The 26,522-nt window shown below is 71.3% G+C and carries 29 protein-coding genes and 1 pseudogene; 8 read left to right on the top strand and 22 right to left on the bottom strand.

What is annotated here, in order from left to right; all coding sequences use genetic code 11:
- Positions 1 to 47 precede the first annotated feature (47 nt).
- Positions 48 to 605 carry an N-acetyltransferase family protein gene (locus ACWED2_RS35995; RefSeq protein WP_449694983.1) on the top strand — a complete coding sequence of 186 codons (558 nt, stop codon included), beginning with the start codon at positions 48 to 50 and terminating at the stop codon, positions 603 to 605.
- Positions 606 to 671: 66 nt separating this feature from the next.
- Here ACWED2_RS35995 and ACWED2_RS35990 read toward each other — a convergent pair.
- Positions 672 to 1,046 (bottom strand): annotated as a pseudogene (locus ACWED2_RS35990) (GtrA family protein); the annotation flags it as partial.
- A 173-nt stretch (positions 1,047 to 1,219) separates the two neighbouring features.
- On the opposite strand from ACWED2_RS35990, the gene ACWED2_RS35985 reads away from it, so the two are divergent.
- Complete coding sequence (locus tag ACWED2_RS35985; protein WP_449694982.1) at positions 1,220 to 1,738, top strand: hypothetical protein; 519 nt, start codon at positions 1,220 to 1,222, stop codon at positions 1,736 to 1,738.
- On the opposite strand, the gene ACWED2_RS35980 is transcribed toward ACWED2_RS35985, so the two are convergent.
- The 11 genes from ACWED2_RS35980 to truB form a co-directional block, all read right to left on the bottom strand.
- Positions 1,703 to 1,885 (bottom strand): DUF397 domain-containing protein, encoded by a 183-nt coding sequence (locus ACWED2_RS35980; RefSeq protein WP_449694981.1) that lies wholly within the window; start codon positions 1,883 to 1,885, stop codon positions 1,703 to 1,705. The two genes, ACWED2_RS35985 and ACWED2_RS35980, sit on opposite strands and share 36 nt — an antisense overlap.
- A gap of 12 nt (positions 1,886 to 1,897) precedes the next feature.
- Positions 1,898 to 2,731 carry a helix-turn-helix domain-containing protein gene (locus ACWED2_RS35975; RefSeq protein ID WP_449694980.1) on the bottom strand — a complete coding sequence of 278 codons (834 nt, stop codon included), beginning with the start codon at positions 2,729 to 2,731 and terminating at the stop codon, positions 1,898 to 1,900.
- Positions 2,732 to 2,805: 74 nt separating this feature from the next.
- The gene (locus ACWED2_RS35970) at positions 2,806 to 3,252 is read right to left on the bottom strand and encodes a tetratricopeptide repeat protein (protein ID WP_449694979.1); all 447 of its coding nucleotides are present in this window, start codon (positions 3,250 to 3,252) and stop codon (positions 2,806 to 2,808) included.
- The gene (gene dapB, locus ACWED2_RS35965; RefSeq protein ID WP_449694978.1) at positions 3,249 to 3,989 is read right to left on the bottom strand and encodes a 4-hydroxy-tetrahydrodipicolinate reductase; all 741 of its coding nucleotides are present in this window, start codon (positions 3,987 to 3,989) and stop codon (positions 3,249 to 3,251) included. The genes ACWED2_RS35970 and dapB overlap by 4 nt, the downstream gene beginning before the upstream one ends.
- Positions 3,986 to 5,350, bottom strand: coding sequence for a M16 family metallopeptidase (locus tag ACWED2_RS35960; RefSeq protein ID WP_449694977.1), 1,365 nt, complete (start codon positions 5,348 to 5,350; stop codon positions 3,986 to 3,988). The genes dapB and ACWED2_RS35960 overlap by 4 nt, the downstream gene beginning before the upstream one ends.
- A gap of 134 nt (positions 5,351 to 5,484) precedes the next feature.
- Positions 5,485 to 7,737, bottom strand: coding sequence for a polyribonucleotide nucleotidyltransferase (locus ACWED2_RS35955; protein WP_449694976.1), 2,253 nt, complete (start codon positions 7,735 to 7,737; stop codon positions 5,485 to 5,487).
- 219 nt (positions 7,738 to 7,956) lie between these two features.
- Positions 7,957 to 8,226 carry a 30S ribosomal protein S15 gene (rpsO, locus tag ACWED2_RS35950; protein ID WP_003084034.1) on the bottom strand — a complete coding sequence of 90 codons (270 nt, stop codon included), beginning with the start codon at positions 8,224 to 8,226 and terminating at the stop codon, positions 7,957 to 7,959.
- A 146-nt stretch (positions 8,227 to 8,372) separates the two neighbouring features.
- A complete protein-coding gene (gene thpR, locus ACWED2_RS35945; protein WP_449694975.1) occupies positions 8,373 to 8,882 on the bottom strand; it encodes an RNA 2',3'-cyclic phosphodiesterase in 510 nt (169 codons plus the stop codon).
- A complete protein-coding gene (locus tag ACWED2_RS35940; protein WP_310972580.1) occupies positions 8,882 to 9,355 on the bottom strand; it encodes a helix-turn-helix transcriptional regulator in 474 nt (157 codons plus the stop codon). The genes thpR and ACWED2_RS35940 overlap by 1 nt, the downstream gene beginning before the upstream one ends.
- Before the next feature lie 79 nt (positions 9,356 to 9,434).
- Positions 9,435 to 10,418 (bottom strand): bifunctional riboflavin kinase/FAD synthetase, encoded by a 984-nt coding sequence (locus tag ACWED2_RS35935; RefSeq protein ID WP_449694974.1) that lies wholly within the window; start codon positions 10,416 to 10,418, stop codon positions 9,435 to 9,437.
- A 27-nt stretch (positions 10,419 to 10,445) separates the two neighbouring features.
- Positions 10,446 to 11,351, bottom strand: coding sequence for a tRNA pseudouridine(55) synthase TruB (truB, locus tag ACWED2_RS35930; RefSeq protein ID WP_449694973.1), 906 nt, complete (start codon positions 11,349 to 11,351; stop codon positions 10,446 to 10,448).
- 224 nt (positions 11,352 to 11,575) lie between these two features.
- On the opposite strand from truB, the gene ACWED2_RS35925 reads away from it, so the two are divergent.
- Complete coding sequence (locus ACWED2_RS35925; protein WP_449694972.1) at positions 11,576 to 12,040, top strand: GNAT family N-acetyltransferase; 465 nt, start codon at positions 11,576 to 11,578, stop codon at positions 12,038 to 12,040.
- Between the two features lie 19 nt (positions 12,041 to 12,059).
- Positions 12,060 to 12,440 (top strand): VOC family protein, encoded by a 381-nt coding sequence (locus ACWED2_RS35920; RefSeq protein WP_449694971.1) that lies wholly within the window; start codon positions 12,060 to 12,062, stop codon positions 12,438 to 12,440.
- On the opposite strand, the gene ACWED2_RS35915 is transcribed toward ACWED2_RS35920, so the two are convergent.
- The 3 genes from ACWED2_RS35915 to ACWED2_RS35905 all read right to left on the bottom strand — a co-directional run bounded on the left by ACWED2_RS35915 (position 12,441) and on the right by ACWED2_RS35905 (position 16,438).
- The gene (locus ACWED2_RS35915; protein WP_449694970.1) at positions 12,441 to 13,763 is read right to left on the bottom strand and encodes an MFS transporter; all 1,323 of its coding nucleotides are present in this window, start codon (positions 13,761 to 13,763) and stop codon (positions 12,441 to 12,443) included.
- 281 nt (positions 13,764 to 14,044) lie between these two features.
- Positions 14,045 to 15,364, bottom strand: coding sequence for an MATE family efflux transporter (locus ACWED2_RS35910; RefSeq protein WP_449695039.1), 1,320 nt, complete (start codon positions 15,362 to 15,364; stop codon positions 14,045 to 14,047).
- Between the two features lie 84 nt (positions 15,365 to 15,448).
- Positions 15,449 to 16,438, bottom strand: a complete 990-nt coding sequence (locus ACWED2_RS35905; RefSeq protein WP_449694969.1) for a DHH family phosphoesterase — start codon at positions 16,436 to 16,438, stop codon at positions 15,449 to 15,451.
- Between the two features lie 25 nt (positions 16,439 to 16,463).
- Here ACWED2_RS35905 and ACWED2_RS35900 point away from each other — a divergent pair, with 25 nt between their 5' ends.
- Complete coding sequence (locus ACWED2_RS35900; RefSeq protein WP_449694968.1) at positions 16,464 to 17,495, top strand: TRM11 family SAM-dependent methyltransferase; 1,032 nt, start codon at positions 16,464 to 16,466, stop codon at positions 17,493 to 17,495.
- Positions 17,496 to 17,507: 12 nt separating this feature from the next.
- On the opposite strand, the gene ACWED2_RS35895 is transcribed toward ACWED2_RS35900, so the two are convergent.
- Positions 17,508 to 18,656 (bottom strand): SPFH domain-containing protein, encoded by a 1,149-nt coding sequence (locus tag ACWED2_RS35895; protein ID WP_449694967.1) that lies wholly within the window; start codon positions 18,654 to 18,656, stop codon positions 17,508 to 17,510.
- Between the two features lie 17 nt (positions 18,657 to 18,673).
- Positions 18,674 to 18,904 carry a hypothetical protein gene (locus ACWED2_RS35890; RefSeq protein ID WP_449694966.1) on the bottom strand — a complete coding sequence of 77 codons (231 nt, stop codon included), beginning with the start codon at positions 18,902 to 18,904 and terminating at the stop codon, positions 18,674 to 18,676.
- A gap of 155 nt (positions 18,905 to 19,059) precedes the next feature.
- Between ACWED2_RS35890 and ACWED2_RS35885 the strand changes: the two genes are divergently transcribed.
- Genes ACWED2_RS35885 through ACWED2_RS35875 form a run of 3 tightly spaced genes read left to right on the top strand, consistent with a single transcriptional unit; the run spans position 19,060 to position 21,336 of the window.
- Positions 19,060 to 19,602 (top strand): TetR/AcrR family transcriptional regulator, encoded by a 543-nt coding sequence (locus tag ACWED2_RS35885; RefSeq protein WP_449694965.1) that lies wholly within the window; start codon positions 19,060 to 19,062, stop codon positions 19,600 to 19,602.
- The gene (locus ACWED2_RS35880) at positions 19,599 to 20,216 is read left to right on the top strand and encodes a class I SAM-dependent methyltransferase (protein WP_449694964.1); all 618 of its coding nucleotides are present in this window, start codon (positions 19,599 to 19,601) and stop codon (positions 20,214 to 20,216) included. The genes ACWED2_RS35885 and ACWED2_RS35880 overlap by 4 nt, the downstream gene beginning before the upstream one ends.
- Before the next feature lie 25 nt (positions 20,217 to 20,241).
- Positions 20,242 to 21,336 carry a hypothetical protein gene (locus ACWED2_RS35875; protein WP_449694963.1) on the top strand — a complete coding sequence of 365 codons (1,095 nt, stop codon included), beginning with the start codon at positions 20,242 to 20,244 and terminating at the stop codon, positions 21,334 to 21,336.
- Here the strand turns inward: ACWED2_RS35875 and ACWED2_RS35870 are convergent.
- The 5 genes from ACWED2_RS35870 to infB all read right to left on the bottom strand — a co-directional run bounded on the left by ACWED2_RS35870 (position 21,333) and on the right by infB (position 26,491).
- Complete coding sequence (locus tag ACWED2_RS35870) at positions 21,333 to 21,800, bottom strand: hypothetical protein (protein ID WP_449694962.1); 468 nt, start codon at positions 21,798 to 21,800, stop codon at positions 21,333 to 21,335. The two genes, ACWED2_RS35875 and ACWED2_RS35870, sit on opposite strands and share 4 nt — an antisense overlap.
- The gene (locus ACWED2_RS35865; protein ID WP_449694961.1) at positions 21,797 to 22,615 is read right to left on the bottom strand and encodes an alpha/beta hydrolase; all 819 of its coding nucleotides are present in this window, start codon (positions 22,613 to 22,615) and stop codon (positions 21,797 to 21,799) included. Before ACWED2_RS35865 ends, ACWED2_RS35870 begins: the two co-directional genes overlap by 4 nt.
- A 3-nt stretch (positions 22,616 to 22,618) precedes the next feature.
- Positions 22,619 to 23,101, bottom strand: a complete 483-nt coding sequence (gene rbfA, locus ACWED2_RS35860) for a 30S ribosome-binding factor RbfA (protein WP_449694960.1) — start codon at positions 23,099 to 23,101, stop codon at positions 22,619 to 22,621.
- A 21-nt stretch (positions 23,102 to 23,122) separates the two neighbouring features.
- Positions 23,123 to 23,416 carry a DUF503 domain-containing protein gene (locus tag ACWED2_RS35855; RefSeq protein WP_003083991.1) on the bottom strand — a complete coding sequence of 98 codons (294 nt, stop codon included), beginning with the start codon at positions 23,414 to 23,416 and terminating at the stop codon, positions 23,123 to 23,125.
- A 72-nt stretch (positions 23,417 to 23,488) separates the two neighbouring features.
- On the bottom strand, positions 23,489 to 26,491 hold the full coding sequence (gene infB / locus ACWED2_RS35850) for a translation initiation factor IF-2 (RefSeq protein ID WP_449695038.1): 3,003 nt from the start codon (positions 26,489 to 26,491) through the stop codon (positions 23,489 to 23,491).
- Between the last annotated feature and the right edge of the window lie 31 nt (positions 26,492 to 26,522).

Below are 26,522 nucleotides of genomic sequence, written 5' to 3'. Positions count from 1 at the left end.
GTGCCACCCACCACCGACAAAAACCGCGACCGATAGATTCACGCACCATGAGCGACGCCGCCGTCCGTCCCGCCGACCTGTCCGACGCCGCGGAGATCGCCCGCATCCAACGCGACACCTGGCACGCCGCCTACGAGGACCTCCTGGGCAAGAACGCGCTGGCCCAGCTGGACGCCACCGACCTCGCCGGCACCTGGACCGAAACCATCGACCACCCCGGCAGCCTGGTGTACGTCGCCACCGAGGGCGAGTTCACCGTCGGCTTCTGCGTCGCGGGCCGCGCGCCCGAAGACGAGGTCGCCCACGCCGACGGGAGCCTGCCCGAGGACGCCGAGACGACCGGGCTGATCGCCACCCTGCTCGTCGAGCCGCGGTGGGGCCGCCGCGGGCACGCCGGGCGGCTACTCGCGACGGCCGCCGCGGGCCTGCGGGCCGACGGCGCCACCCGCGGCATCGCCTGGGTCGCCCAGGGCGACCACGCCACCCTCGGCTTCTACCGCCGGGCCGGCTGGAACCCCGACGGCACCGTCCGCACCCTCGACACCGGCGACCGGATGCTCCGCGAGGTCCGCCTGACCGGCACCCTCGACCTCGAGCTCGCCTGAGTCCCGGAAGATCACCCACCGCATCACGGCGTACATGAACACGCCTTCGCACGCGCCCGCGAGCAGCCGCGAGACGTGGTATTCGACGCCCAGCGCCGTCAGCCCCGCCCCCACACCCAGCAGAAACGCGGCATAATTGACACCGATCGCAACTGTGTAAAGCCCGAGTTGGATTCCGACCGCGGCGTGCGAATGGAAGTTGAACGTCCGGTTCAGCACGAAGCTCAGCCCGAACGCGCAGACGTAGGCCACCGTGATCGCCAGCCACACCGGCCAGCCGAGCACACCGTGGAAGACGGTCAGCAGCCCGAGGTCGACGCCGAACGTGCACCCGTTGATCAGGCAGAAGCCCAGAAACGTCGGCGCCACGATCCGCGACAGACCCAGTGGCAGTACGCGCACGACGGCCTGGCAGAGAGCGCCGAATCGGTCAGCGGGCATACGGGGTTGCTCGGCGGCCACCCCGTCAGTGTTCCGGCGGAGGGTGACGGGAAGCCGTCCGGCAGGTGATCTTCTGGTGCGGGCCACCGGCCGAAAGGTGGGGTCAACCCCAGTGCGCGGAGATTTCGGACTGATAACTTGGAAGAACGCGAGCGATTTCCGGAGGTGACACGATGAGCTGGATCCTGCTGACGCTGGGCGTCGCGTTCGGTTCGGCCATCGTGCCGCTGGTGAACGCCGAAATCTTCCTGATCGGGCTGTGCGCCAGCCAGCCGGGGCTGCACTGGCTCTGGCTCGGGGCGGCGGTGGCGGTCGGGCAGATCGCCGGGAAGACGCTGTACTACCTGGCCGCGCGCGGGACGATCAAGCTGCCGAAGCCGCTGCACGACCGGCTCCACCGGGAACGCCCGCTGACGCCCCGGCGCGTGCGCTGGCAACTGCGGACCAAGCGGATCCGCGGCTGGGTCGAGCGGCTGCGCGAGCGCTGCCACCGGCACCCGCACTGGATGGCCGGGACGTACGGGGTGAGCTCCCTGGTCGGGCTCCCCCCGTTCATGGCGACGAGCGTGCTGGCCGGGCTGGTGCGGATGCGCCTGGTGATGTTCTTGACGACCGGGCTCGCCGGAAGGTGGATCCGCTTCAGTTTGATAGCGGCTTCACCCGCGGTGTTCGCGGGCTGGCTGCACCACTGAGATCAGGGCGGACCAGGCAGAGCGCGACACGGTGAGCTGCCCGAGGTGACGTGCCTTGGTATCCCGCACGCCGACGGTCTCGGCGAGGAGAACCTCGACACAATCGGTTTCGGTGCCGCTGTAGCTCGACTTGCGCCAGGTGAACACGGTGCCTCCTAGCTATCGGGCGACCTCCCGCAGAAGGGCGAGCGAGGCCTCCTCGGTGAGAGCTTTACCGGTGATCACCCTAGCCAGCGCCCGGTACGGGCCGCCACCATCACTTTCTGGCAGGAATCCGCTGGCATGGTGGTGCTCCAGATGCACGATGGCAGGCCGGTCGCCGAACTCGTAGAGGATGAAGGACCCGATCATCCCGGGGTGATATCCGGCATCCAACGGCACGATGCGCAGCGAGATATTGGGGCGCCGCACGGCTTGCATGAGGTGATCGAATTGGTCGGACATGATGTCCTCGTTGCCGACCAAGTTCCGGAGGGTGACCTCGCCGACGAGAGCATGCAGGTGGACCGGTTCCCGCCTGGCCAGGATCTTCTGGCGGTTCAGGCGCTTCACCAACCGCCGATCCACTTCCTCCTCGCTGATTCCCCCGGCAGTCAGGATCGCGCGCGCATAGTCCGGGGTCTGGAGCAGCCCAGGGACAATCGCGGGCACCCAGTTGGTGATTTTGGTGGCGGTGCGCTCATACTCGATGATCCCGGTGAGTGCGGCTGGCAAATCCGAGGGGTTGGAGTCCAGCCAGTTGGGGTCCTTCACGTGCTGCGCGAGAAACAGGATTCGGTTGGTCACCGCCCGATCCACCCGCAGGTACCCGAGAATCCGCGCCACCTCCTCCACCGGCGGCACCCTGATCCCCAGCTCCCACTGCGACAGCAACCGCGGATCCACCTCCAGCGCCCGCGCGAGCTCACGCAACCCGAACTTCCGCGCCTCGCGCACCTCGCGCAGCGACGCGGACAACGCCCGGGAACCAGGAGAAGACGAAGTCGGTTTCATGCGGCCGATAGTACGAACGCCGCGCATTTCCCGAACGAACGACAACTGTCAGCGAATTGCCACACCCGGGCAACTCAGCGATCGGCGGCTTCCAATTCCACGGCCTTCTTCATCGTCTCCCGCGCCCGGCGCCGGTCGCCCGCGATGTCGTAGGCGTACGCGAGCTTGTACCAGGCCCGCCAGTTCTCCTGGTCGGCCTGGACCTCCGCGCGGCGCTCCTCGAACCACGCGTCGGCCGCTTCACGATCCACCCGGCCGGAGGGGCGGCGCGGGAGGTCCGAGACGTCCGGGAGCGCGCCCTCCTCGTCGAGCCGGCGGGACAGGCGCTGGACCTGGAGGCCGTTGCGCCACGTCATCACCACGACCCAGATGCCCAGCACCGGCAGCAGCAGCACGCCCGCCCCCAGCGCGATGCCGACGCCCGTGCCCGTCTTGAACAGCGCGAACGCCCGGTCCGCGAGCAGGAACAGGTAGACGACCAGCGCGGCCGTCAGCAGCAGCGCGACATTGCGGGCCTTCACAGGTCGAGGACGTTTTCCAGGCCGACCGTCAGGCCGGGCCGCTTCAGCACCTCACGCACGCCGAGCAGCACGCCCGGCATGAAGGACGTCCGGTCGAGGGAGTCATGACGAATGGTCAGGGTCTCCCCCTCGCCGCCGAACAGGATCTCCTCGTGCGCGACCAGGCCCGGCAGGCGGACCGAGTGCACGCGGACCTCCTCGACCGTCGCGCCGCGGGCGCCGTCGAGCTCGGCCGTCGTCGCGTCCGGGCCCGGGGCCACACCCGCTTCCGCACGCGCGGCCGCGATCATCCGGGCCGTGTGCGCCGCGGTGCCCGAAGGCGCGTCGGCCTTGCGGTTGTGGTGCAGCTCGATGATCTCGGCCGAGGCGTAGAACTTCGCCGCCTGGGCCGCGAACCGCATCGCGAGAACCGCGCCAAGGGCGAAGTTCGGCGCGATCAGCACGCCCAGCGAGGGCTTCGGCGCCAGCAGCGCCCGCAGATCGGCCAGCCGCTCTTCGCTGAAGCCGGTGGTGCCGACGACCGCGTGGATGTCGTGCTCGACCAGGTACTCCAGGTTGCCCATGACGGCGTCGGGGTGGGTGAAGTCGACGACGACCTGGGCGTCGGCCAGCGCCGCGAAGTCGTCGCCCGCGTCGAGCGCCGCCACGAGCTTCATGTCCGAAGCGCCTTCGACGGCGTTCACCACCGTCGCGCCCATCCGGCCGCGGGCGCCGAGCACACCGACGTTGATGGTCATGAAGCGATCACCTCGTGCAGGTCGTCAGGAAGGTCGTCGGCGTGAGCGTACGGCCCGACGACCGCCGCCGCCGAGACGCCACCGGGGCGGGCGAACAAAGTGCGAGCGAGCGCACAGACGTCCTCGGTGGTGACCGCGTCGATGCGGGCGATCGTGTCGTCGACGCCCAGGTAGCGGCCGTAGTTGAGCTCGTTCTTGCCGATCCGCGACATCCGCGACGACGTGTCCTCCAGGCCCAGCACCAGCCCGCCGCGCAGCTGGCCCTTGGCGCGGGCCACCTCGGCGTCGGTCAGGCCGTCGACGCCGACCTTGTCGAGCACCTCGCGGATGACGCCGGCGACGTCGCCGAGCTTCTCCGGCTGGCAGCCCGCGTACACGGCCATGTGCCCGGTGTCGGCGTAGCTCGCGACCGACGAGTACACCTGGTACGCCAGCCCGCGCTGCTCGCGGATCTCCTGGAACAGCCGGGAGCTCATCCCGCCGCCGAGGGCCGCGTTGAGCACCGACAGCGCGAAGCGACGGTCGTCGTGGCGCGACAGCGACCGCAGGCCGAGCATGACGTGTGCCTGCTCGGTGTCGTCGGTGTGCAGGGCCAGCTTCGGCACGGTCTTGATCCGGGCGCGGCCCTCACGCGGCGCGATCGGGGTCGCGGTGCCGGCCAGGCGCTCGCCGAGCGCCTTGCGGACCAGCCGCAGCACCTGGTTGTGGTCGATGTTCCCGGCCACCGACAGGACCATCCGCGGCAGCGTGTAGCGGCGCTTGTAGAAGTTCCGCAGCGCGGCCGGCGACATCCCGATGATCGACTTCTCGGTGCCGAGCACCGGGCGGCCGAGCGGGTGGTCGCCGAGGATGGCCGTCACGAACGTCTCGTGCAGCAGGTCCTCGGGGTCGTCGTCGCGCATCGAGATCTCTTCGAGGACGACGCTGCGCTCCATGTCCATGTCGCGGTCGGTGCACAGCGCGTCGAACACGACGTCGGTGACCAGGTCGATGGCGAGCGGGAGGTCGGCGTCGAGGACCTGCGCGTAGTAGCAGGTGTGCTCCTTCGCCGTGAAGGCGTTGAACTCGCCGCCGACGGCGTCGATCTCCTCGGCGATCTGCGTGGCGTCGCGGTGCTTGGTGCCCTTGAACAGCAGGTGCTCGAGGTAGTGCGCGGCACCGGCGACGGCGGCCGGCTCGTCGCGGGAGCCGATGGCGACCCACAGCCCGACCGTGGCCGAGCGCGACGCCGGGACGTGCTCGGTGATCACGCGCAGGCCGCCGGGCAGGACGCTGCGCTTGACGACCGCACCGTCCGAAGTGGACTCCAGCGTGCGGGTGGTGCCGACGGGCTGCTCGTGCCCGGAAACCTGCCGTGCCATGGGTTCCTTACTCACGATGCCGCGAAGGCCCCCTGCCGCCGGCCTCGTGAGTGGTAATTCGGGTTAGAACCCTAATTACCACTCACGACAACTTGCACCGAGCGGGCCAGGAGGCCTTCGACGGAACTTGCGTGCTACTTGGCGTCGGCCTTCTCGGCGTCGGCCGGCTTCTCGCCGCCCTCGGCGGGCTTGGCGTCCTCGTCCTTGACCACGATCAGGCTGATCTTGCCGCGGTTGTCGATGTCGGCGATCTCGACGCGGAGCTTGTCGCCCACGTTGACCACGTCCTCGACCTTGGCGATCCGCTTGCCGTTGCCCAGCTTCGAGATGTGCACCAGGCCGTCCTTGCCCGGCAGCAGCGAGACGAACGCGCCGAACGCGGCCGTCTTCACCACGGTGCCGAGGAAGCGCTCGCCGACCTTGGGCAGCTGCGGGTTGGCGATGGCGTTGATCTTGTCGATCGCCGCCTCCGCCGACGGGCCGTCGGCCGCGCCCACGTAGATCGTGCCGTCGTCCTCGATGGAGATGTCGGCGCCGGTCTCCTCGGTGATCGAGTTGATCATCTTGCCCTTCGGGCCGATGACCTCGCCGATCTTGTCGACCGGGATCTTCACGGAGGTGACGCGCGGCGCGAACGGGCTCATCTCGTCCGGGCCGTCGATCGCCTCGGCGATGACCTCGAGGATGGTGCTGCGGGCGTCCTTCGCCTGCTTCAGCGCGGCCGCGAGGACCTCCGACGGGATGCCGTCGAGCTTCGTGTCGAGCTGCAGCGCGGTGATGATGTCCTTGGTGCCGGCGACCTTGAAGTCCATGTCGCCCAGGGCGTCCTCGGCACCGAGGATGTCGGTCAGCGCCACATAGCGCGTCTCGCCGTCGACCTCGTCGGAGACCAGGCCCATCGCGATGCCCGCGACCGGGGCCTTCAGCGGCACGCCGGCGTTGTACAGCGCCATGGTGGACGCGCAGACCGAGCCCATCGACGTCGAGCCGTTGGAGCCCAGCGCCTCGGAGACCTGGCGAATCGCGTACGGGAACTCGTCGCGCTTCGGCAGCACCGGGACCAGGGCGCGCTCGGCGAGCATGCCGTGGCCGATTTCGCGGCGCTTCGGCGAACCGACGCGGCCGGTCTCACCGGTGGAGAAAGGCGGGAAGTTGTAGTGGTGCAGGTAGCGCTTCGTCGTCTCCGGGGAGAGGGAGTCGATCTGCTGCTCCATGCGCAGCATGTTCAGCGTGGTGACACCCAGGATCTGGGTTTCGCCGCGCTCGAACAGCGCCGAACCGTGCGCCCGCGGGATCACGGCGACCTCGGCCGAGAGCGACCGGATGTCGGTGAGGCCACGGCCGTCCATGCGGATCTTCTCCGTGAGGACGCGCTGGCGCATGATCTTCTTCGTCAGGGCCTTGAACGCCCCGCCGATCTCCTTGTCGCGGCCTTCGAAGGCTTCGCCCTCGCCCAGGCCGACCTTCTCGATCACGGCGGCCTTGACCTCGTCGGTCGCGGCGTCGCGATCCTGCTTGCCGGCGATCTGCAGCGCGCGGGCCAGGTCGTCGGTCGCGATGGCGGCGACGGCCTCGTACACGTCCGGCTGGTAGGCCGGGTAGACCGGGAACTCGCCGGTCGGCTTGGCGGCGTCGGCGGCCAGGCGCTGCTGCGCCTCGCACAGGACCTTGATGAACGGCTTGGCGGCCTCGAGGCCCTCGGCGACCGAGGTCTCGTCCGGCGCCTTGCCGCCCGCGGCGATCAGATCGAGCGTGTGCTCGGTGCCTTCGGCCTCGACCATCATGATCGCGACGTCATCACCGACGATGCGGCCGGCGACCACCATGTTGAAGGTGGCCTTCTCCAGCTGGGTCCAGGTCGGGAACGCGACCCACTGGTCCTCGATCAGGGCGACGCGCACGCCGCCGACCGGGCCGGAGAACGGCAGGCCGGCGATCTGGGTCGACGCCGAGGCGGCGTTGATGGCCAGCACGTCGTACGGGTCGTCCGGGTTGAGGCTCTGGACGGTGATGACGACCTGGATCTCGTTGCGGAGGCCGTCGGCGAACGACGGGCGCAGCGGGCGGTCGATCAGGCGGGCGGTGAGGATCGCGTCGGTCGACGGGCGGCCCTCGCGGCGGAAGAACGCGCCGGGGATGCGGCCCGCGGCGTACATGCGCTCTTCGACGTCCACGGTCAGCGGGAAGAAGTCGAAGTGCTCCTTCGGGTGCTTCGACGCGGTCGTCGCCGAGAGCAGCATGGTCTCTTCGTCGAGGTACGCGACCACGGCGCCGGCGGCCTGGCGGGCCAGGCGGCCGGTTTCGAAGCGGACGGTGCGGGTGCCGAACCGGCCGTTGTCGATGACGGCTTCGGTCTCGTGCACGGTGACTCCGGTGGAGTCGGTCATAGACAGTTCTCCTCTTTGGTTCCTTCTACTGGCGCGAGTCTCCCACCCTGGGACCCGTTTCGCCTGAGGACGCTCGAGGAATGAGGCCGGTCTTCGATCGAAGCCCCCGGGAGACTTCCCGGGAACCACTACCGAGGACCGGCGGACGGACCCTCGTGCGCGCTCGCGCCGTTTTGTGGCGAGGGGGAGCGACCTGTGGTCACTCCCCCTCGGGTAAAGCTATCGGCGCAGGCCGAGGCGCTGGATCAGCGCACGGTAACGCTCGATGTCCACCTTCATCACGTAGTTCAGCAGCCGGCGGCGACGGCCGACCAGCAGCAGGAGCCCGCGACGGGAGTGGTGGTCGTGCTTGTGAGCCTTGAGGTGCTCGGTGAGGCCGACGATGCGCTTGGTGAGCAGCGCCACCTGGGCCTCGGGGGATCCGGTGTCCGAGTCGTGCACGCCGTACTCGGCCAGGATCGACTTCTTCTCTTCGGTGGACAGCGCCACTTGTGTTGCTCCTCGAAATAATCAGTGCCGTGCGGCCCCGGACGCCGGATGCACGCCGGGAAGACGGTCACGGCCGCCACGGACTGCAGCCGGACCCGATCGTTGAGGTTACCAGCCCGCTGAACTGCGCCTTCAGGCGCGTGTCTTCAGCCGCGGCCCAGTTCGAAGCGGCGGACGACCCGGTAGCGGGGCCGGGCGCTGCCCGGCTCGCGCTCACTGCTCATCAGCGCGACCTCGCCGGCCTGCCAGCGCCGGCTCGTGAAGCCGGCCAGCGTTGAAGTCCAACGCGCGGCGAGCCCGGGTTCTTCCCGGGGGAACCGCGCGAGCGTCAGGTGGGCCCGGTAGGGCCTCGGTTCGGCGTCGGCGCCCGCGGCGTGCGCGAGCGGCTTCAACTCCGTTCCGGCGACAGTCAACCACAGCACCCCGGGGAACGTCGCGGCCTTTTCCAGCCCGACGTCGACCGGGCCGCGGCCGGCCAGCCGCCCGCCCAGCCAGGCGGCGCGGGACTCGACGTCGTCCTGGCCGTAGTACGCGAGGGTGATGTGCCAGCGCTCGGGCGGCTCCCAGCGGAGGCCGTCGCCGGTCTCGCCGAGGGCCTCGGCGATGGCCGTGACGACGTCTTCCGGCGGGAGCAGGGCGCTGAACAGAACCGGCATCAGGCGCCGTTGCCCGCCCGGCGGAGCAGGTCGGCGATCGCCGGGAAGTCGTCGTCGAGGCGCTTGGCGGCCTCGCCCAGGTCCTCGTCCTCGGCCAGGTCGCGCAGGTAGGCAAGCACCTTCTGGTCTTCGTTGACCACCGGGATGTTGTCGCGGCCGACGGTGGGCCGGGAGTCGCGGACGTCCTCCATCGCGGCCAGCATCGCGTCGCGGTTGCCCGCCGCGACCTCGGGCACCAGGATCTTGCGCTCGAGCATGATCATCCTGGCCAGCACGACCGGGTTGCCGATCTTCGCCCGCCGCCCGCTCATCACCTGGCTGAGCATGGGGGCGCTGATCCCGAGGACCTCCGCCAGGAACGCCTGCGAAACGTCGAACGCGACGACGAGCCGGCGCACGCGGTCGCCGAGCGGCTCCCCGTACCACTCGCGCTGCAACGCGATGTTCCGCTGGACGATCTTGTGGTCCTCCACCAGTCTCCCGCTCCCCTGTTCGCGCACACCGTCCGTGAGCATCTTGCCATCGCGGCCCCGTGTGTGGACGCGGAATCCCCTATTCGTCCCCGGTCAGGGCGTCCGGGGGCAGTTCGAGTGCCTTCCTGGTCTCGACCACGTCGTCGTCGATCTGCGCGACGAGCCCGGCCGAGTCGGCGAACCGCACCTGGTCACGCAGCCGCGCCACGAAGTCGATGGCCACGTGCTGGCCGTAGAAGTCCTCGTCGACGTCGAGGACGAACGCCTCGACGGTCCGCTCGCGGCCGGAGAAGGTCGGGTTGGTGCCCACCGAGACGGCGGCGCGCAGCCGGCGCGCCGGGTCGGCCGAACGGGTGAACCACGCGCTGTAGACGCCGTCGGCCGGGACCGCGGCGAAGCGCGGGGTCGACAGGTTCGCCGTCGGGTAGCCGAGCTCGTGGCCCCGGCCGTCGCCGCGGACGACGATGCCTTCGAGGCGGTGCGGGCGGCCGAGCGCTTCGGCGGCCGCGACCACGTCACCGGCGTCGATGCACGACCGGACGTACGTGCTCGAGAAGGTGATCGCCGTCTGGTCCGCTTCGGACAGGTCCTTGCCCTGCAGCTCGGCGCCGAACGCGGCGAAGCCGAACCGGCGGCCGAGGGTGCGGAGCATCGCGACGTCGCCGGCCGCCTTGGCGCCGAAGGTGAAGTTGTCGCCGACGATCACCGCGGCCGCGTGCAGCCGGTCGACCAGCACCTCGTGCACGAACTCCTCCGGCTGCAGCCGGGACAGCTCCAGGGTGAACGGCAGCACGCAGAAGACGTCGACGCCGAGGCCCTCGACGATCTCGGCCTTGCGCCGCAGCGTCGTCAGCTGCGCCGGGTGGCTGCCCGGGCGCAGCACCTCCGACGGGTGCGGGTCGAACGTCAGCATCACGCTCGGCAGGCCGCGCTCGGCCGCCGCCGCCACCGTCCGGCTGATCAGCTCCTGATGCCCGCGGTGGACACCGTCGAACACGCCGATGGTGACCACGCACCGGCCCCAGCCACCGGGAAGGTCCCCCAGCCCACGCCACCGAAGCACGTCGCACTCCCGTCTCTCGAGCCCACCCTAGGCGGGCAGCAACACGACCACCGCGCGGGACACGCCCTGTTCGTCGGCGGCCAGGGCGAGCACCCGGCCGTCGGGACCGAAGAGCCCGTAGGTGCCCTCGACACCGGCCGCCGGGATGCGCTGGCCGTGGCGGACCGCCTTCGCCGTGGCGGCGTCGAGGTCGCGGCGCGGGAACGCGGCGGCGACGGCGGCGTCGAGGTCGAGGCTCAGTTCGGGCTGCTCTTCGAGCTGGTCGAGCGTCCTCGCCTTGGCCAGGGTGAAGGGGCCGACGGTGGTGCGCCGGAGGGCCTTCAGGTGACCGCCGACGCCGAGGTCCGCGCCGAGGTCGCGGGCCAGCGCGCGGACGTAGGTGCCGGAGGAGCACTCGACGACGGCGTCGACCTCGACGTGATCCTCCTCGTGGCGGACGGCGAGGACGTCGAAGCGGTGGACGGTGACCGGGCGGGCCGGGATGACGACGTCCTCGCCGGCGCGGACGCGGGCGTAGGCGCGCTTGCCGTCGATCTTGACCGCGCTGACCGCGCTGGGCACCTGCTGGATGTCGCCGGTGAGCTTCTCGACGCCTTGGGCGATGTCTTCGTCTTGGATGTTCGTGGTTTGCGCTTGGGTGAGGACTTCGCCCTCGGCGTCGTCGGTGGTGGTGCTGCTGCCGAGGCTGAGGGTGGCCAGGTAGGTCTTGCGGTCCAGGGCGAGGTGGCCGAGCAGCTTGGTGGCGCGCTCGATGCCGAGCACCAGCACGCCGGTCGCCATCGGGTCGAGCGTGCCGGCGTGCCCGACCTTGCGGGTCCCCATGATCCGCCGGGCGCGCGCGACGACGTCGTGCGACGTCATGCCGGCGGGCTTGTCGACGATGAGCAGACCGGGAGGCGGGGCGGGGCGGCGGGGCGGTTTCGGGCTCGACACGCGGCAAACCCTAGCGGCCGCCCGTCGTGGATCGGATGACGGTCACTTCCCCGCCCGACCGGCGCCTTTCCGCTTCCGGCGGCGGCGATCGGCGAGGTGGCCCGGGTGCGGGGTGGGTGATCGGCAGCGAGTTTCGCGGTGGCTGCGGGCGCCGGTCATGCGGGCCCGGTTCAAGCGCCCAAGGCGGCCTCGGGGCGCTTGGGGTGGGCGGCCAGGATGGGGGTGTGACGAAGATCGAAGTGCGGGCCGCCCGGCCCGCCGAGCTGGAAACGGTCGCCGGGCTCCGGTGGCGCTGGGTGGCCGAGCGGGACGGCCTGCCCGATGCGGGCCGCGACGCGTTCGTGCGGGAGTTCGCCGCCTGGGCGCGGGAGAACGCGGCCACCCACCGCTGCCTCGTCCTGGTGCGGGCCGGCCGGGTGCTCGGGATGGCGTTCCTGGCGATCACCCCGCGGGTGCCGACGCCGTCGGCGCCGTCGCGGGCCGCCGGGGACGTGCAGAGCGTGTACGTCGTGCCGGAAGCGCGCGACGGCGGCCTCGGCGGGCAGCTGATCGACGGCGTCCTGCGGCTCGCCGCGGAGCTGGGGCTGGAGCGGGTCACCGTGCACTCGTCGCCGCGGGCCGTACCCGCCTACGAGCGGCGCGGGTTCGCCGTGGCGCCGGAGCTGCTGCAGGCGCCGGTCCGGCGGTGACTCCGGCAGACTGGGGTCCATGCGGATCAACCACCAGGTCGTCACCTTCGACGCGGCCGATCTCGCCGCCGAGAGCCGGTTCTGGGCCGGGGTCCTCGGTGGGGAGGTGAGCGAGGACGGCGACTGGCACATGGTGCTGGTGGCCGGGGCGCCGCGGATCGGCGTCCAGCTCGCGCCCGACCACGTGCCGCCGACGTGGCCGGACGGGCCGTCGAAGCAGCAGGTGCACCTCGACCTGTGGGTCGAGGACTTCGCCGAAGCGCACGAAGAGGTCATGGCGCTCGGCGCCACGGTGCTGAAGGCCGCGGCCGGCAGCACGTCCGGGGACGACTTCCAGGTGTACGCCGACCCGGCCGGGCACCCCTTCTGCCTGTGCTGGCTGGTGCCCCGGCGCGGGTGATCAGGCGGCGACGACCGGCGTCTCCGGCAGGGCCGCGTCCCAGCGGCGGCGGGTGATGCGCACCGGCAGCTCCTCGCCACGGGCTTCGGCGAGGAACAGGTGGGTGCGGGTCCGGCGCCACCACACGAGCAGGCGGAACGTCCCGAGCGCCAGGATGGCGACGATCGCCAGCAGGGCGACGCGGAAGTTCCCGCCGGTGGTCTGCAGCAGCACGCCGACGCCGAGCGCGGCGATCGTCGTGGCCACGAAGCCGCCGACGTTGACCACGCCGGTCGCCGTGCCGACGCGGCTGAGCGGGTTGTAGTCGCGGGCCAGCGCGAAGCCGATCATCGACGCCGGCCCGCCGAGGGCGAGGAAGGCGAACGCGGGCACCAGGACCGGCAGGGGCACCTGGCCCGGCCAGCCCAGCAGCACCGCCCAGACCAGCACGGCTCCGCCGATGTACCCGCCGACCAGCGGCATCCGCAGCGACGGGCGGCGTCCGATCAGGCCGCCGAGCGCCGGGCCGCCCGCCATCGAGCCGAACACGAACACGGTGAGCAGCGCGCTCGCCGTCGCCTTCGACTGGCCTTGGCCCTGCACCAGCCAGGGGACGCCCCACAGCAGCGTCAGGGCGTTCGGGGCGAACATCGTGCTGAAGTGGACCCAGAAGCCCAGGCGCGTGCCCGGCGTCCGCCAGGCTTCGGCGACCTGGCCGGCGAGCTCGCGGGGACGCACTTTTTCGCGGACCGGCGGCTGTTCGCCGGCCGGGACGTCGCGGACGCGGAGGGCGACGACGACCGTGTAGAGGACCGTGACGGCGCCGACCGCGAGGAACGTGGGGGTCCAGCCGGCGCCGTCGAGGACCAGGGCGAGCGGGACGGTGGCGGCCAGGTTGCCGATGTAGCCGACGGCGGCGGTGAACGACGTCAGCAGCGCGTACTGGCGCCCCGGGAAGTGGGCCGCGACCAGGCGCAGGACGCTGACGAAGGTGAGGGCGTCGCCGAGGCCGAGGACACCGCGGGCGACCAGGCCGAGGCCGTAGGAGTGAGCGAGGCCGAGCAGGAGCTGGCCGGCGCCGAGGACCAGGACGGCGGCGGTGAGGACGCGGCGGGGGCCGTAGCGGTCGACCAGGACGCCGGTCGGGATCTGCATCGCGGCGTAGACACCGACCTGCAGGACGGTGAACGTGCCGAGTGCGGCCGCGCCGACGCCGAAGCGCTCGGCGGCCTGCAGCCCGGCGACCCCGAAGGACGTCCGGTGGAAGACGGCGAGGAGGTACACGGTGACGGCGGCGAGCCAGATCAGCCAGGACCGGGCGGTGGCACGGCCGGTGGCGGGCACGGGTTCCTCCAGGGTTTCAGCGTTCGTTCGTCCGGACGCCTGCACTGCCGTCCCCACTACTTGTATCGCCTAAGCAACCTCGAACCATAGCCACGACCCGGGTGGTTTTCCCCACAGGTAACCCCCATCACCCGTGCTCAGAGGGTCGGCCTGCGTACCCGGGCGGTCGGCCTGCGTACCTGGACGGTCGGTTCACGTACCTGGAGGGTCGGTTCGCGGGCCGACGCTCCAGGTACGCAGGCCGACCCCCTGGGTACGTGAACCGACCGTCCGGGTACGGGTCAGGTGGGGCGGGTGGCGCCGGGGATCGCCCAGTTTCCGGAGCGCCAGCGGGCCAGGACCGCGGCCAGGCGGAGGAGCATGAACAACGAGAGGCCGGTCCAGATGCCCGTCAAGCCCCAGCCGAAGGCGAGGGACGCCCAGATCAGGGGGAGGAAACCCAGGGCCGCGCTGCCGAGTGTCGCGTTGCGGAGGAAGGCCGCGTCGCCCGCGCCCAGGAGCACGCCGTCCAGGGCGAAGACCACGCCGGCGATCGGCTGCAGGGCGACGAAGAACCACCACGCGTGCGGGATCTCCGCCAGCACGCCCGGGTCGGACGTGAACGCGTGCGGCAGCACCCACGACAGCGCCGCGAACAGCATGCCCAGGAAGCACCCCATCAGCAGCCCGTACCCGGTGATCTGCGACGCCACCCCGCGCGCCTGCCGGGCCGAGTTCGCCCCCAGCGCGGCCCCGACCAGCGACTGCGCGGCGATCGCCACCGAGTCCAGCACCAGCGCCAGGAACGTCCACAGCTGCAGCACCACCTGGTGCGCCCCGACCGCCTCGGTCGACGTCCGGGCCGCGACGGCCGCCGCCGAGACGAAGCACGCCTGGAACGCCAGGCTGCGCAGCACCAGGTCGCGGCCCAGGCCGAGCTGGGCACGCATCACCTTGAAGTCCGGCCGCAACCCCACCTTCTCGCGGACCAGCGCCAGGATGAACAGCGACGCCGAGATCACCTGCGCGACGACGTTCGCGATCGCCGAACCCTCCAGCCCCAGCCCCGCCCAGTAGACGAGCACCGGGCACAGCACGGCCGAGATCCCGTTGCCCGCCAGCACGTACCGCAACGGCCTCGCGGCGTCCTGCACCCCGCGCATCCAGCCGTTGCCGGCCATGGTGACCAGGATCAGCGGCGCCCCGAACAGGGCGATCCGCAGCCACGACACCGCGGCGGAAGCGATCTCGTCGCTCCCCGAAAGCACCCGGGCGATCGGCCAGGCCAGCAGCTGCCCCGCGGCCAGCACGACGAGCCCGACGAACACCGCCAGCCACGTCGCCTGCACGCCTTCGCGCACCGCGTCGGCCCGGCGGCCGGCGCCGTGCAGCCGGGCGGTGCGGGACGTCGTGCCGTAGGACAGGAACGTCAGCTGGCTCGACACCTGGGCCAGCACGACACCGCCGAGCGCGAGCCCGGCCAGCGACAGGGCGTCGAGGTGACCGATCACCGCGGTGTCGACCAGCACGTACAGCGGCTCGGCGGCCAGCACCCCCAGTGCGGGCAGGGCCAGCCCCAGCACGCGCTTCGCCGGAACCCGCTCGATCTCCTCCACGTTCACCACGAACCGGACTCTAACCGCCGCCACCCACGGTCCTGACCGGCGGGAACCCGGGAACTTTCCGGCCCCGCCATCCGACGCGGCTCACAGCAGCGGGGCCCGCTCCAAAGCCTCCCGCAGGCCGGCGATGACGTCCGAAGCCGAGCCCGTGACGGTGCAGCCCGCGGCCTGCCGGTGCCCGCCGCCGCCGAACTCCGCCGCCACCGCCGAGACGTCGATCCCGATGCTGCGCAACGAAATCTGCCACTGCCCCGGCTGCGCCGGGTCCTGTTTGAGCACCGCCGCGACGGCCGCCTCGCGCACCGAGCGGACGACGTCGATGACCGACTCGACCTCCTCGCCGCGGACCGTGCGCGCCGCGTCGAGGGAAACCACCGCGTGCACGAAACCCCGGCCCTGCGCGGCATCCGGCTCCAGCCGGGCGTCGCGCAGCACCGACGACAGCATCGGCAGCCAGGCGAACGGCCGCTCGTCGACGATCCGGCGCACGATCGCTTCCGGGTCGGCGCCCGCTTCCAGCAGCCGGGCCGCCATCCGGTGCGTCTCCGGGCTCGCCCGGCGGAACCCGCTGGTGTCGGTGACGATCCCCGCGTAGAGCCCGCGCGCGATCGGCTCGTCCAGCTCGGTGCCCAGCGCCTCCAGGACGCGGTACACGAGGACCGCGCTGGCCTCGGCGCTCTCGTCGACGACGTGGCAGGTGCCGTAGAACGTGTTCGTCGCGTGGTGGTCGATCACCAGCACCGCCCCGGCGAGCTCGACGCGCCCGGCGAGCCGGCCCAGCCGCTTCGGCGTCGGCGTGTCCACGCAGACGAGCAGGCCGTCGGCGTCCGGGAGGGCGTCCGGGTGCGTCAGCAGGCCGTCCTCGTCGAGCCAGCGGAGGGTCTCCGGGGCCTCGTCGGGCTCACCGAACGACACGCGCACGGAGGCGCCGCGCCGGAGCAGTGCCCGGCCGAGGGCGAGCGCGCTGCCCAGCGCGTCCGCGTCCGGCCGCACGTGGCCGAGGATCGTCACGTCGGTTGCCGCCGCGAGCAGTGCCGCCGCGTCCCGGATGTCCTGCGCCGAAGTAGGGGTCACGGTGCGTCACGCTACGCTCTGCGGGATGCCTGAGTACGCGATGCTGGTCTACCCGTCGGCCAACCGGGTCTACGCCGCCTCCTCCCCCGCGCTGCTGCGCGCCGAGCTGGCGGTGTTCGGCGCGGGCCTGGCGGCCGAGCTGTCCGCGATCGAGGAGGTCGAGCTCGGCGGCGTCGGCTACGTGCGCTTCACCAGCTCCGCGCCCCTCGGCGAGGGCGACCTCGCGCTCCTGTCGAACGTCTCGTCGCTGTACGCCCTGTTCGAGCTGGGTGACGGCGTCCTCCGTCCGGTGCCCGTGACACCGCTGGCCAAGGCCGATTCGGACCTGCTGACCATCCAGAAGTACGCGGGCAAGACGAACGAGCTGTTCACCAAGCTGCTGGTGAACGTGACGCTGCTGGCGACCGCGGACCCGTTCTCGGGCAAGCCGAAGTACCTGCTCGACCCGCTGTGCGGCCGCGGCACCACGCTGAACCAGGCGATGATGTACGGCGTGCACGCGACCGGCCTGGACGTCGACGCCAAGGACTTCGAGGCGTACGAGGCGTTCATCAAGACCTGGCTGCGCAACAAGCGCGTGAAGCACACCGCGGAGTCGGGTCAGCTGCGGCGCAACAAGGTGCGGCTCGGCCGGCGGCTCGACATCGAGTACGCGCTGGACAAGGAAGCGTACAAAGCGGGCGACACGCGCAAGCTCACCTACTTCAACGCCGACACGCTGACCACCGACGAGGTGCTGCGGGCGAACTCCTGCGACGTGATCGTCACCGACGCCCCGTACGGCGTGCAGCACGGCAGCCACCGCGAGGCGGGTCTGCAACGCAGCCCGCGCGACCTGCTCGCGGCCGCCGTTCCCGTGTGGACGCGGGTGCTGAAGCCCGGCGGCGCGCTCGGCATTTCGTGGAACACGACCGTGCTGCCGCGGGAAGAACTGGTCGAGGTGCTCCGGAAGGCCGGGCTGGACGTCCGCGAGGGCGGGCCGTGGGAGGAGTTCGCCCACCGCGTCGACCAGGCCATCCTGCGTGACCTGGTCGTCGCGGTGAAGCCGGCCTCCTGAGTCGACAAAACGCTATGCGGTGAGCTCGGGCTTGGTCACCTGCCCGTTCGCTTCCGGCACGGCCGCGGGCGACGGCGACGGAGGGGTGCTCAGGCCGCGCTTCACCGAGTCCAAGATGGACAGTCCCTGGCCGACCAGCCCGGCGGCCATCTCCCCGAGGCCGTCGGCGCCGTTGAGGATGTTGACGTTCGCCCCGGACAGCCCCCGCCCGGCTTCCTTGACGATCTGCGGCAGCTGGTCGATGAGCATCCGGTCGAGCGCGACCCGGTTGTGCGACGCGGCCGCCTCCGCCTGGATGCGCATCTTCTCCGCCTCGGCGACGGCCAGGATGCGGATCCGCTCGGCCTCGGCGTCGGCGGGCTTGATCACCTCGGCCACGAGCTGCTGCTGCCGGAGCTCGGCTTCGCGCTGGGCCAGCTCGGTGCGCGCGTCGATGACCTCCTGCTGGGCCTTCGCCTGCGCGAGCGGGCCCGCCTGGGCGGCCTCGGCCTGCGCCGCCTCGACCTCGGCGCGGTACTGCGCCTGCACGATCGACGTCTGCCGGGCGTACTCGGCCTGCGTCCGCTGCGACTTCTGCTCGGCTTCGGCCGCGGTCTGGTTCGCCACGGCCTGCGCGATCTGCGCGTCCCGCTGGATGGCGGCGTTGTGCGGCGCGGCCATCGCGGCGATGTAGCCGAGCTTCATGTCGTCGATCGACTGGATCTGCAGGGCGTCGACGGTGAGGCCGATCTTGGCCATCTCGACCGCCGAGCCGTCCAGCACCTCGGTGGCGAGCTTCTGCCGCTCGGTGATGATCTCCTCGACGGTCATCGACCCGATGATGGACCGCAGGTGCCCGGCGAAGATCCGGCCGGTCAGCACGGACATCTGGTCCTGGTCGGAGAGGAACCGCTGGCCGGCGTTGACGATGCTCTCGGTGTCGTTGCCGACCTTGAACGCGATCACCGCCCGGACGGTCAGGGCGATGGCCTGCTTGGTCACGCACACTTCGGTCACTTCCGCCTCGCACATGGCGAGGGTGAGGAACCGGACTTTCCGGAAGACGGGCATGACGAACGCACCGTGGCCGGTGACGACCCGGAACGGCGACGCGCCCTTGCCGCTCTTGCCCCCGGAGATCAGCATCGCCTCGTTGGGAGCGGGCACGCGATAACCGAACATCGGCTGTCCTTTGGAAATCACTCAGGAACGGGATCCGAGGCGTCCCACGCCACGACGTCGACCGTGCGCCGTCCCCGGGTGTCCACGACCAGGACGGTCGTGCCCTTCGGCAGCTCCGTGTCGGACCAGGCAAGGAAGGTTTCCAGGCCGCCCCTGATCCTGATCAGCACCTCCCCGGGGCCCCGCTGCCCGCGGGTGCCGACCAGGAGGACTCCGGTGCGGCCGGACGGGGAAAGGTCGGAGTGCACGGGTGCCGACCTCCCCTCGGTGGCCGTCTCGGTGCGGGGTTGACCCCGCTGCACCCCATTGTGCTCCCGCCGGACCCCCGCGGCGGGCACTGTGAGGTTCCGATCAGAAGGCAACCAGGCGGGCCGCTCGGGCGTACGCGGCTATACTTCGCGGCGTGAGCGTCGAGCGACGTCCCCTGCGCGCGGACGCCCGGCGCAACCGGGAAGCGCTGGTCGCGGCGGCGCGGGAAGTGTTCGGCGCCAAGGGGGTCGACGCCCCGCTCGACGAAATCGCGCGGCGCGCCGAGGTCGCCATCGGCACCCTCTACAACCGGTTCCCGACGCGGGCGGACCTCGTCGAAGCCGCGTTCCTGCCGGTCCTGGAAGAGGCGGAAGCCGTGCTGGACGAGGCCCTCGCGTGCGAGGACCCGTGGGACGGATTCGTCCTGTTCCTCGAACGTTCGGTGCTGATGCAGGTCTCCGACCGCGGCTTCACCGAAGTGTGCTCGCGGACGTTCGGCCCGGGGTCGGGGCTGGAGAAAGCCAAAGAGGCCAACGGTTCGCGGATGCACCGGCTCATCTCGCGGGCCCAGGAGGCCGGGGCACTGCGGACGGATTTCCGGGGGACCGACCTGCCGATCGTGTTCGCGGCGGCGACCGCGACCCCGGACTGGCGGCGCGCGCTCGGCATGGTCCTCGACGGCCTGCGCGCGCGATGAGCTGGCTCTCGGACACCGCCGAGTCGTACGACACCGTGGCGTCGAGCTACGCCGAGTTCGTCTCCGACGCGCTCGAAAAGCAGCCGTACCTCAAGGCCGCGCTGACGCTGTTCGCGGCGCAGGTCGACGGGCCGGCGGTGGACGTCGGCTGCGGCCCCGGGCACTTCACGGCGTACCTGGCTTCGCTGGGCGTCGACGCGTCCGGCGTCGACCTTTCGCCGGGGATGGTCGACCTCGCCCGCCGGGCGCACCCGGAGCTGCGGTTCGAGGTCGGTTCGATGACGGACCTCGCGCTGCCGGACGCGTCGGTCGCGGGCGTGCTGGCGTCCTGGTCGCTGATCCACGTCCCCGACGAGGCGGTGCCGGTGGCGCTGGGGCACTTCCACCGCGTGCTGCGGCCGGGCGGGCTGCTGGTGATCGGCTACCACGTCGGCGTCGGCACCCGGCTCAAGACCCAGGGCTACGGCGGCCACCCGATGCGGGTGCACGTCCACCTGCGGCAGCCGTGGTGGCTGGCCCGGCGGGTGCGGGACGCCGGGTTCACCGTGGACGCGGAATGGCTGCTCGATCCCGGCGCCGAGGTGGCGCAGGCGATCTTGTTCGCTTCGAAATAAGGCGTTGATCAGTTACGCTCACCTCATGCAGATGGGGGTTTTCCGCCGGTTCGGCGTGTTCGTGACAGTCATCCTTTCGGCGCTCGCCTCGACGCTGCTGCTCGGCGCGTCCGCCGCGCACGCCGCGCCGCCGCCGCTGGGCAAGCAGAACTGGGTGGTCAGCGTCGCCGGGTTCACCGAGGCCGTCGGCAGCAACTACCTGCGGCTGGGCTACCTGGTGTTCAACCAGGCCGACAACACCGTCCAGCACAACTTCTGGACGTGGAGCCAGCGCGATTACCCCGTTCCGGTGAACAGCGGGGACGTCTACTACTGCGGTGAGTTCCAGCCGGGCACCAATCCCCGCAACAACTGCGCGATCAAAACCGCGCCAGGGTTCACCGGCGACCCGAACGGCCACTTCACCGGCACCTACGCCTACGACTCGGCGTCCGGACGGGTGACGATCACCTGGACGAGCAGCACGATCAACGGCTCGACGACCGCGGTGAACCTCGGCGAGACCTGGGCGGTCTCCGAGCTGCACCCCGGCCTGGGCCGGATGGAGCTGGTCGACGACACGTACTCGATCACCGGCGGCTACGCGTATGGCAGCAACGCCTCGCTGGCCCAGACCAGCAAGGCGTCGATGAGCAGCATCCGCGCCACGCAGCGCTCGTACAAGTACGAGGCACAGAGCTGGAACAACAAGAAGATCACCACCGTGGCGCGCGGGGCGGCGGGCAGCTTCACCGTGGGCCCGGCCTGGAACGCCTGCACGGACGGTTCGTGCCTCGGGTACGTGCAGAAGAACGCGGGCTGCGACGCGGCGTCCTGCTGCGGGACACCGGCCACCCCCGGCTACGCGGCTTGCGTGCAGAAGCTCGCCGACAGCGGCGACCGCCGGTTCTACTACCTGACCGGCGACTTCGGCGGCCGGCGCAACAGCTACGAGTTCTGGTGCGAGTGCCTGTCCTACGACGGGTGCTACCTGCTCAACAGCCACGTGCGGCCGCTGCTGCAGGTGATCGACGACTCGGGGACGTTCCAGGGCTGGGTGGGCGCGGAGGTCAGTCCCGACCGCAGCGGCACCCGGACGCAGGAGGGCGAGTACTACGGCGCGTTCGCGATGGTGGCCTAGGCGAACGCCTGCTCGGCGAAGCCGAGGCCGCCGCGTTCGGCCATCGTGAGGACCTGCCGGGGCACGTGCCGGGGCGAGCTGCGGAGGTACTGCCGGAAACCGCTCGCCCGGAGCTTCAGGTCGAACTCGTGCCCCTCCAGGTGCCACAGCGGATACGGCTGGTCGTCCGGGGGGTCGAGGCGGTGGAGGTCCGCGATCTCCAGGCTGCTGTGCAGCGGGCCGATGTCGCCGGTGACGTCCCAGGCCTCGTCGAACACCAGGGTCGCCGGGGAGATCCAGAACGTGAAGTGCTTCTCGCGCCGGGCGGGCTCGACCCAGCGGACGATGTAGTCCAGGTCCAGCAGGAGCCGGCCCGGCGGCGGGTCGTCGTCTTCGAGGAAGCCGAGCGCGTGGATGCGGCAGTCGTGCCAGCCCATCCGCGCGAAGTCGGCGTCGGTCCAGACGGCCTTCGACACCTCGGTCACGACAGACGCTCCCCCACGAACTTCACGATCTCCGGCAGTACGCCTCGCCAGTATTCGTCGTCGTGCCCGCCCGGGGTGAACCGGGAGACTTCCGGCGAAACCGCCTTCACCAGCCGACGGTCGGCGCCCAGGAACGGGTCCGACTCGCCACACCACACGCCGAGGCCCGCGGGGCGTAGATCGGCAGTGTGCAGCAGCGGTTCCTCCGCGCGCCAGTTCATTTCGTCCGCGAACACCTTGCGGCTGCGGGCGTCCGGCCAGCTCACGAACAGCGCCGCGCTCGCCGTCGCCACCGCCTTCAGGTCCGGGTGGGCGCGGGCGAACCGCAGGGCGCCGAAGCCACCCATCGAAATGCCGAACACCGCCGACGGCGGACGCAGGTCGCGGGCGGCGAGCCAGCCGGGGACCTCGTCGGTGAGCATGCGCTGCGGGTCGTCGGGACCGTCGGTTTTCACCCAATAGTGGTCGCCGTCGAGGGCCGCGACGGCGAACGGCGGGGTTCCGGCGCGGACGGCCGCCGTCAGTACCGCCGGGACGCCCAGAGAAAGGAACGTTCGCGCCTGGGCACCGCGGCCGTGCAGCGCCAGGCAGACCGGGAGGCCCGAGGCCGGGACGCCTTCGGGGGTGATCAGGACCAGGTCGACGTCGGTACCGCGGGCCGCCGAGGGCACGCGCTGCACCGTCACGGGGTCGCGCGGTGCCGCCGGGCGGGTCGGCATCGGTACCGGGGGTGGTCCGGGAGGAGGCCCGGAAGACGAGCAGCCCGCCAGCAGCGCGAGTGCGCTGCCGGCGAGCAGGCCGCGGCGGGAGAGCACGGGTCAGCCCCGGCTCTCCTCCTCCGCGAACTCGTCGTCTTCGGCGTCTTCGGTCTCGCGAGGGGCCTTGTACGGATCGGCTTCACCCGCGTGCTGGGCGCCGGTTGCCCGGCGCGCCACCTCCGCGTCGGCCTCACGGGCCTTCGCGAGCAGGTCCTCGATCCGCTTCGACTCCTCCGGAATCGTGTCGGCGACGAAGGTCAGCGTCGGCGTGTAGCGGACGCCGGTGCCCTGCCCGACCTTGGTGCGGAGCATTCCGCGCGCCGATTCGAGCGCGGCCGCCGCACCGGCGAAGTCCGGGACGGAGTCCAGCTTCTCGCCGAGCACCGTGTAGTACACCGTGGCGTCGTGCAGGTCGCCCGTGACCTTCGTGTCCGTGATGGTCACGTAGTCCAGCCGGGCGTCCTTGACCTCGTGTTCGATCGCCGACGCGACGATCTGCGAGATCCGCTTGGCGAGCTTGCGAGCCCGAGCAGGATCGGCCATGTCGTTCTCCTAGGAAAAGATCTAATCGTCTGGGCCGAGCAGCCGCCGGCGCGCGGAAAGCAGTTCGAACTCCGGCCGGCTCGCCACGTACCGCTCACACGAGTCGAGCACGTCCCGGACGTGCTCGCCACCTTCGGCGACCACGGCCACCCCGATGAGGGTCCGGCGGTGCAGGTCGGTGTGCCCGGCTTCGGCCACCGACACGGCGAAGCGCTTGCGCACCTCGGCCAGCACCGGACGGACCACGGATCGCTTCTGCTTCAGCGAATGGACGTCGCCGAGCAGGATGTCGAGCTCGAGAGCTCCGACGAACATAGGCAGTTTTGGTGGTGTAGTAGGGAAGCGCCGGGTGCGTGCGGATTTCCCGCACGCACCCGGCACCGAACATCAGGAACGCGGCTTCTCGCGCTGCTCGTACGTCTCGATGATGTCGTCGACCTTGATGTCGCCGTACGAACCGAGCGTCAGACCGCACTCATAGCCCTCGCGGACCTCGACCACGTCGTCCTTGAACCGCCGCAGCGAGCTGATCGGCAGGTTCTCCGCCACGACGGTGCCGTCGCGGAGAAGACGGGCCCGGGCGTTGCGCCGGATCTCGCCGGACATGACCAGGCAACCCGCGATCGTGCCGATCTTGGAGGACTTGAAGACCTCGCGGACCTCGGCGCGGCCCAGCTCGACCTCTTCGTACTCCGGCTTGAGCATGCCCTTGAGGGCCTGCTCGATCTCGTCGATCGCCTGGTAGATGACCGTGTAGTACCGGACGTCGACGCCCTCGCGGGTGGCCCGCTCGGTCGCCTTGCCCTGGGCGCGGACGTTGAACCCGAGGACGATCGCGTCGGACGCGGTCGCCAGGTCGATGTCCGACTCGGTCACGCCACCGACACCGCGGTGGACCACGTTCAGCTCGACCTCGTCGCCGACGTCCAGCTGGAGCAGCGAGGCTTCGAGGGCCTCGACCGTACCCGAGTTGTCACCCTTGATGATCAGGTTGAGGCTGTTCGTCTCCTTCAAGGCGGAGTCGAGGTCCTCGAGGCTGACCCGCTTGCGGCGCGACGCGTTGAGCGCGTTGCGCGTGCGAGCCGACCGGCGCTCGGCGATCTGCCGGGCGACGCGGTCCTCGTCGACCACCAGGAAGGTGTCACCCGCGCCGGGCACCGACGTGAAGCCGATGACCTGGACGGGCCGCGACGGCAGCGCCTCGGTGACGTCGACGTTGTGCTCGTCGACCATCCGGCGGACGCGGCCGTAGGCGTCACCCGCCACGACCGAGTCACCGACGCGCAGCGTGCCGCGCTGGACCAGGACGGTGGCCACCGGGCCGCGGCCGCGGTCGAGGTGCGCCTCGATCGCGACACCCTGGGCCTCCATGTCCGGGTTGGCCCGGAGGTCCAGAGCGGCGTCCGCGGTCAGCAGGATCGCCTCGAGCAGGCCGTCGATGTTGATGTTCTGCCGCGCGGAGATCTCGACGAACATCGTGTCGCCGCCGTACTCCTCGGCGACCAGGCCGTACTCGGTCAGCTGCTGCCGGATCTTGTCCGGGTTCGCGCCTTCCTTGTCGATCTTGTTGATCGCGACCACGATCGGGGCCTTGGCGGCCTGCGCGTGGTTGATCGCCTCGACCGTCTGCGGCATCACACCGTCGTCGGCCGCCACCACGATCACCGCGATGTCGGTCGAGTTCGCACCACGGGCACGCATGGCGGTGAACGCCTCGTGACCCGGGGTGTCGATGAAGGTGATCAGACGCGGGTTGCCGTCGAGCTCGGTCTCGATCTGGTACGCACCGATGTGCTGCGTGATGCCGCCGGCCTCGCTCTCGCGGACCTTCGTCTTCCGGATCGTGTCGAGCAGGCGGGTCTTACCGTGGTCGACGTGACCCATGATGGTCACGACGGGCGGCCGGACCTGCAGGTCCTCTTCCTCGCCGGAGTCTTCGCCATACGTGATGTCGAAGGTCTCCAGGAGCTCGCGGTCCTCCTCCTCGGGGCTGACGACCTGAACGTTGTAGTTCATTTCGCCGCCGAGCAGCTCGAGGATGTCGTCGGACACGGACTGCGTCGCGGTGACCATCTCGCCGAGGTGGAAGAGCACCTGCACCAGCGAAGCCGGGTTGGCGTCGATCTTCTCGGCGAAGTCGGTCAGCGAGGCACCGCGCGGCAGCCGGATCGTCTCGCCACTGCCCTTGGGCAGGCGGACGCCGCCGACGCTGGGCGCCTGCATGTTGTCCATGTACTCCTGGCGCTTCTGCCGCTTCGACTTGCGGCCCTTGCGCGAGGGACCACCGGGACGCCCGAAGGCACCCGCGGTACCGCCACGGCCACCGGGGCCGCCACGACCGCCGCCGCCACCGCGGAAGCCGCCGCCACCGGCCGGGGCGCCGCCCCCACCGGGACCGCCGCCACCCGGGCGGAAGCCGCCGCCACCGCCGCCGCCACCGGGACCGCCGCGGAAGCCACCGCCGCCGCCACCGCCACCGGGACCGCCGCGGAAACCGCCGCCGCCACCACCGGGACGACCGCCGCCACCGGGGCCGCCACGGGCACCGCCACCGGGGCCACCGCGGGCGCCGCCACCGGGACCGGCGGGACGCTGCGTGCGGCCCGGCATCATGCCGGGGTTCGGGCGCGGGGGCATGTTGCCCGGGCTCGGCCGGTTGCCACCGGCGCCACCACCCGGCCGCGGGGCCGGACGGTCACCGCCGGCGCCACCGCCGGGACGCGGGGGCCGGTTGTCGCCGCCCTGGCCGCCGCCGGGGCGCGGAGCCTGCGGACGCGGGGCCGGAGCGCCGGAACCGACGCCGAACGGGTTGTTGCCGACGCGCGGGGTGCGCGGGCCGGGCTTGGGACCGCCGGGCTTGGGGCCCTGCGGCTTCGGCGGGACGACCGAGCCGGTGCCGCCCGAAGGGGGCGCGGCCGGGGTGTCCTGCTTCGGAGCGGCCGGAGCCTCGGCCTTGGCGGCCGGGACCTGCTGCTGGGGTGCGGGCGTGGCCGGACGCGGGCCGGGCCGCGGGCCGGGGCGCTGCCCCGGGGTGGCCGGCTTCGACGCCGCGGGCGCCTGCTGCTGGGGTGCGGCCGGGGCCGACGTAGCCGACACAGCCGGAGCGGGCGCCGCCTGGGCCGCCGGAGCCTGCTGGGCAGGCGCGGGGGGCTTCGGGGCGGCGGGACCGGGCTTGGCGGCCGGCGGACCGGGGCGCGCCGACGGGCCGGGGGTGGGCTTCTTGGCGCCCTTGGGCGCATACGCGTCGCGGAGACGACGGGCGACGGGCGCCTCGACCGTGGACGACGCGGACTTGACGAACTCGCCCTGTTCCTTCAACTTCGCGAGCACGTCCTTGCTGGTGATGCCGAGCTCCTTCGCGAGCTCGTGTACGCGGGCCTTGCCTGGCACAACTCTCCTCATCTAGGGGAGGCCAGGCGGA

It is taken from the genome of Amycolatopsis sp. NPDC005003 (assembly GCF_053600695.1).
The sequence above is the reverse complement of the archived record's forward strand: the minus strand, read 5'-3'. Positions and strand labels throughout refer to the sequence as shown.

What these genes read in the sequence shown, in the direction of transcription:
- ACWED2_RS35995 (WP_449694983.1), top strand. Translation starts at nt 48, where the DNA reads ATGAGCGACGCCGCCGTCCGTCCCGCCGACCTGTCCGACGCCGCGGAG.
- ACWED2_RS35985 (WP_449694982.1), top strand. Translation starts at nt 1,220, where the DNA reads ATGAGCTGGATCCTGCTGACGCTGGGCGTCGCGTTCGGTTCGGCCATC.
- ACWED2_RS35975 (WP_449694980.1), bottom strand. Translation starts at nt 2,731, where the DNA reads ATGAAACCGACTTCGTCTTCTCCTGGTTCCCGGGCGTTGTCCGCGTCG.
- dapB (WP_449694978.1), bottom strand. Translation starts at nt 3,989, where the DNA reads ATGACCATCAACGTCGGTGTGCTCGGCGCCCGCGGCCGGATGGGCGCG.
- ACWED2_RS35960 (WP_449694977.1), bottom strand. Translation starts at nt 5,350, where the DNA reads ATGGCACGGCAGGTTTCCGGGCACGAGCAGCCCGTCGGCACCACCCGC.
- ACWED2_RS35955 (WP_449694976.1), bottom strand. Translation starts at nt 7,737, where the DNA reads ATGACCGACTCCACCGGAGTCACCGTGCACGAGACCGAAGCCGTCATC.
- thpR (WP_449694975.1), bottom strand. Translation starts at nt 8,882, where the DNA reads ATGCCGGTTCTGTTCAGCGCCCTGCTCCCGCCGGAAGACGTCGTCACG.
- ACWED2_RS35920 (WP_449694971.1), top strand. Translation starts at nt 12,060, where the DNA reads ATGCGGATCAACCACCAGGTCGTCACCTTCGACGCGGCCGATCTCGCC.
- ACWED2_RS35900 (WP_449694968.1), top strand. Translation starts at nt 16,464, where the DNA reads ATGCCTGAGTACGCGATGCTGGTCTACCCGTCGGCCAACCGGGTCTAC.
- ACWED2_RS35895 (WP_449694967.1), bottom strand. Translation starts at nt 18,656, where the DNA reads ATGTTCGGTTATCGCGTGCCCGCTCCCAACGAGGCGATGCTGATCTCC.
- ACWED2_RS35880 (WP_449694964.1), top strand. Translation starts at nt 19,599, where the DNA reads ATGAGCTGGCTCTCGGACACCGCCGAGTCGTACGACACCGTGGCGTCG.
- ACWED2_RS35875 (WP_449694963.1), top strand. Translation starts at nt 20,242, where the DNA reads ATGCAGATGGGGGTTTTCCGCCGGTTCGGCGTGTTCGTGACAGTCATC.
- rbfA (WP_449694960.1), bottom strand. Translation starts at nt 23,101, where the DNA reads ATGGCCGATCCTGCTCGGGCTCGCAAGCTCGCCAAGCGGATCTCGCAG.
- ACWED2_RS35855 (WP_003083991.1), bottom strand. Translation starts at nt 23,416, where the DNA reads ATGTTCGTCGGAGCTCTCGAGCTCGACATCCTGCTCGGCGACGTCCAT.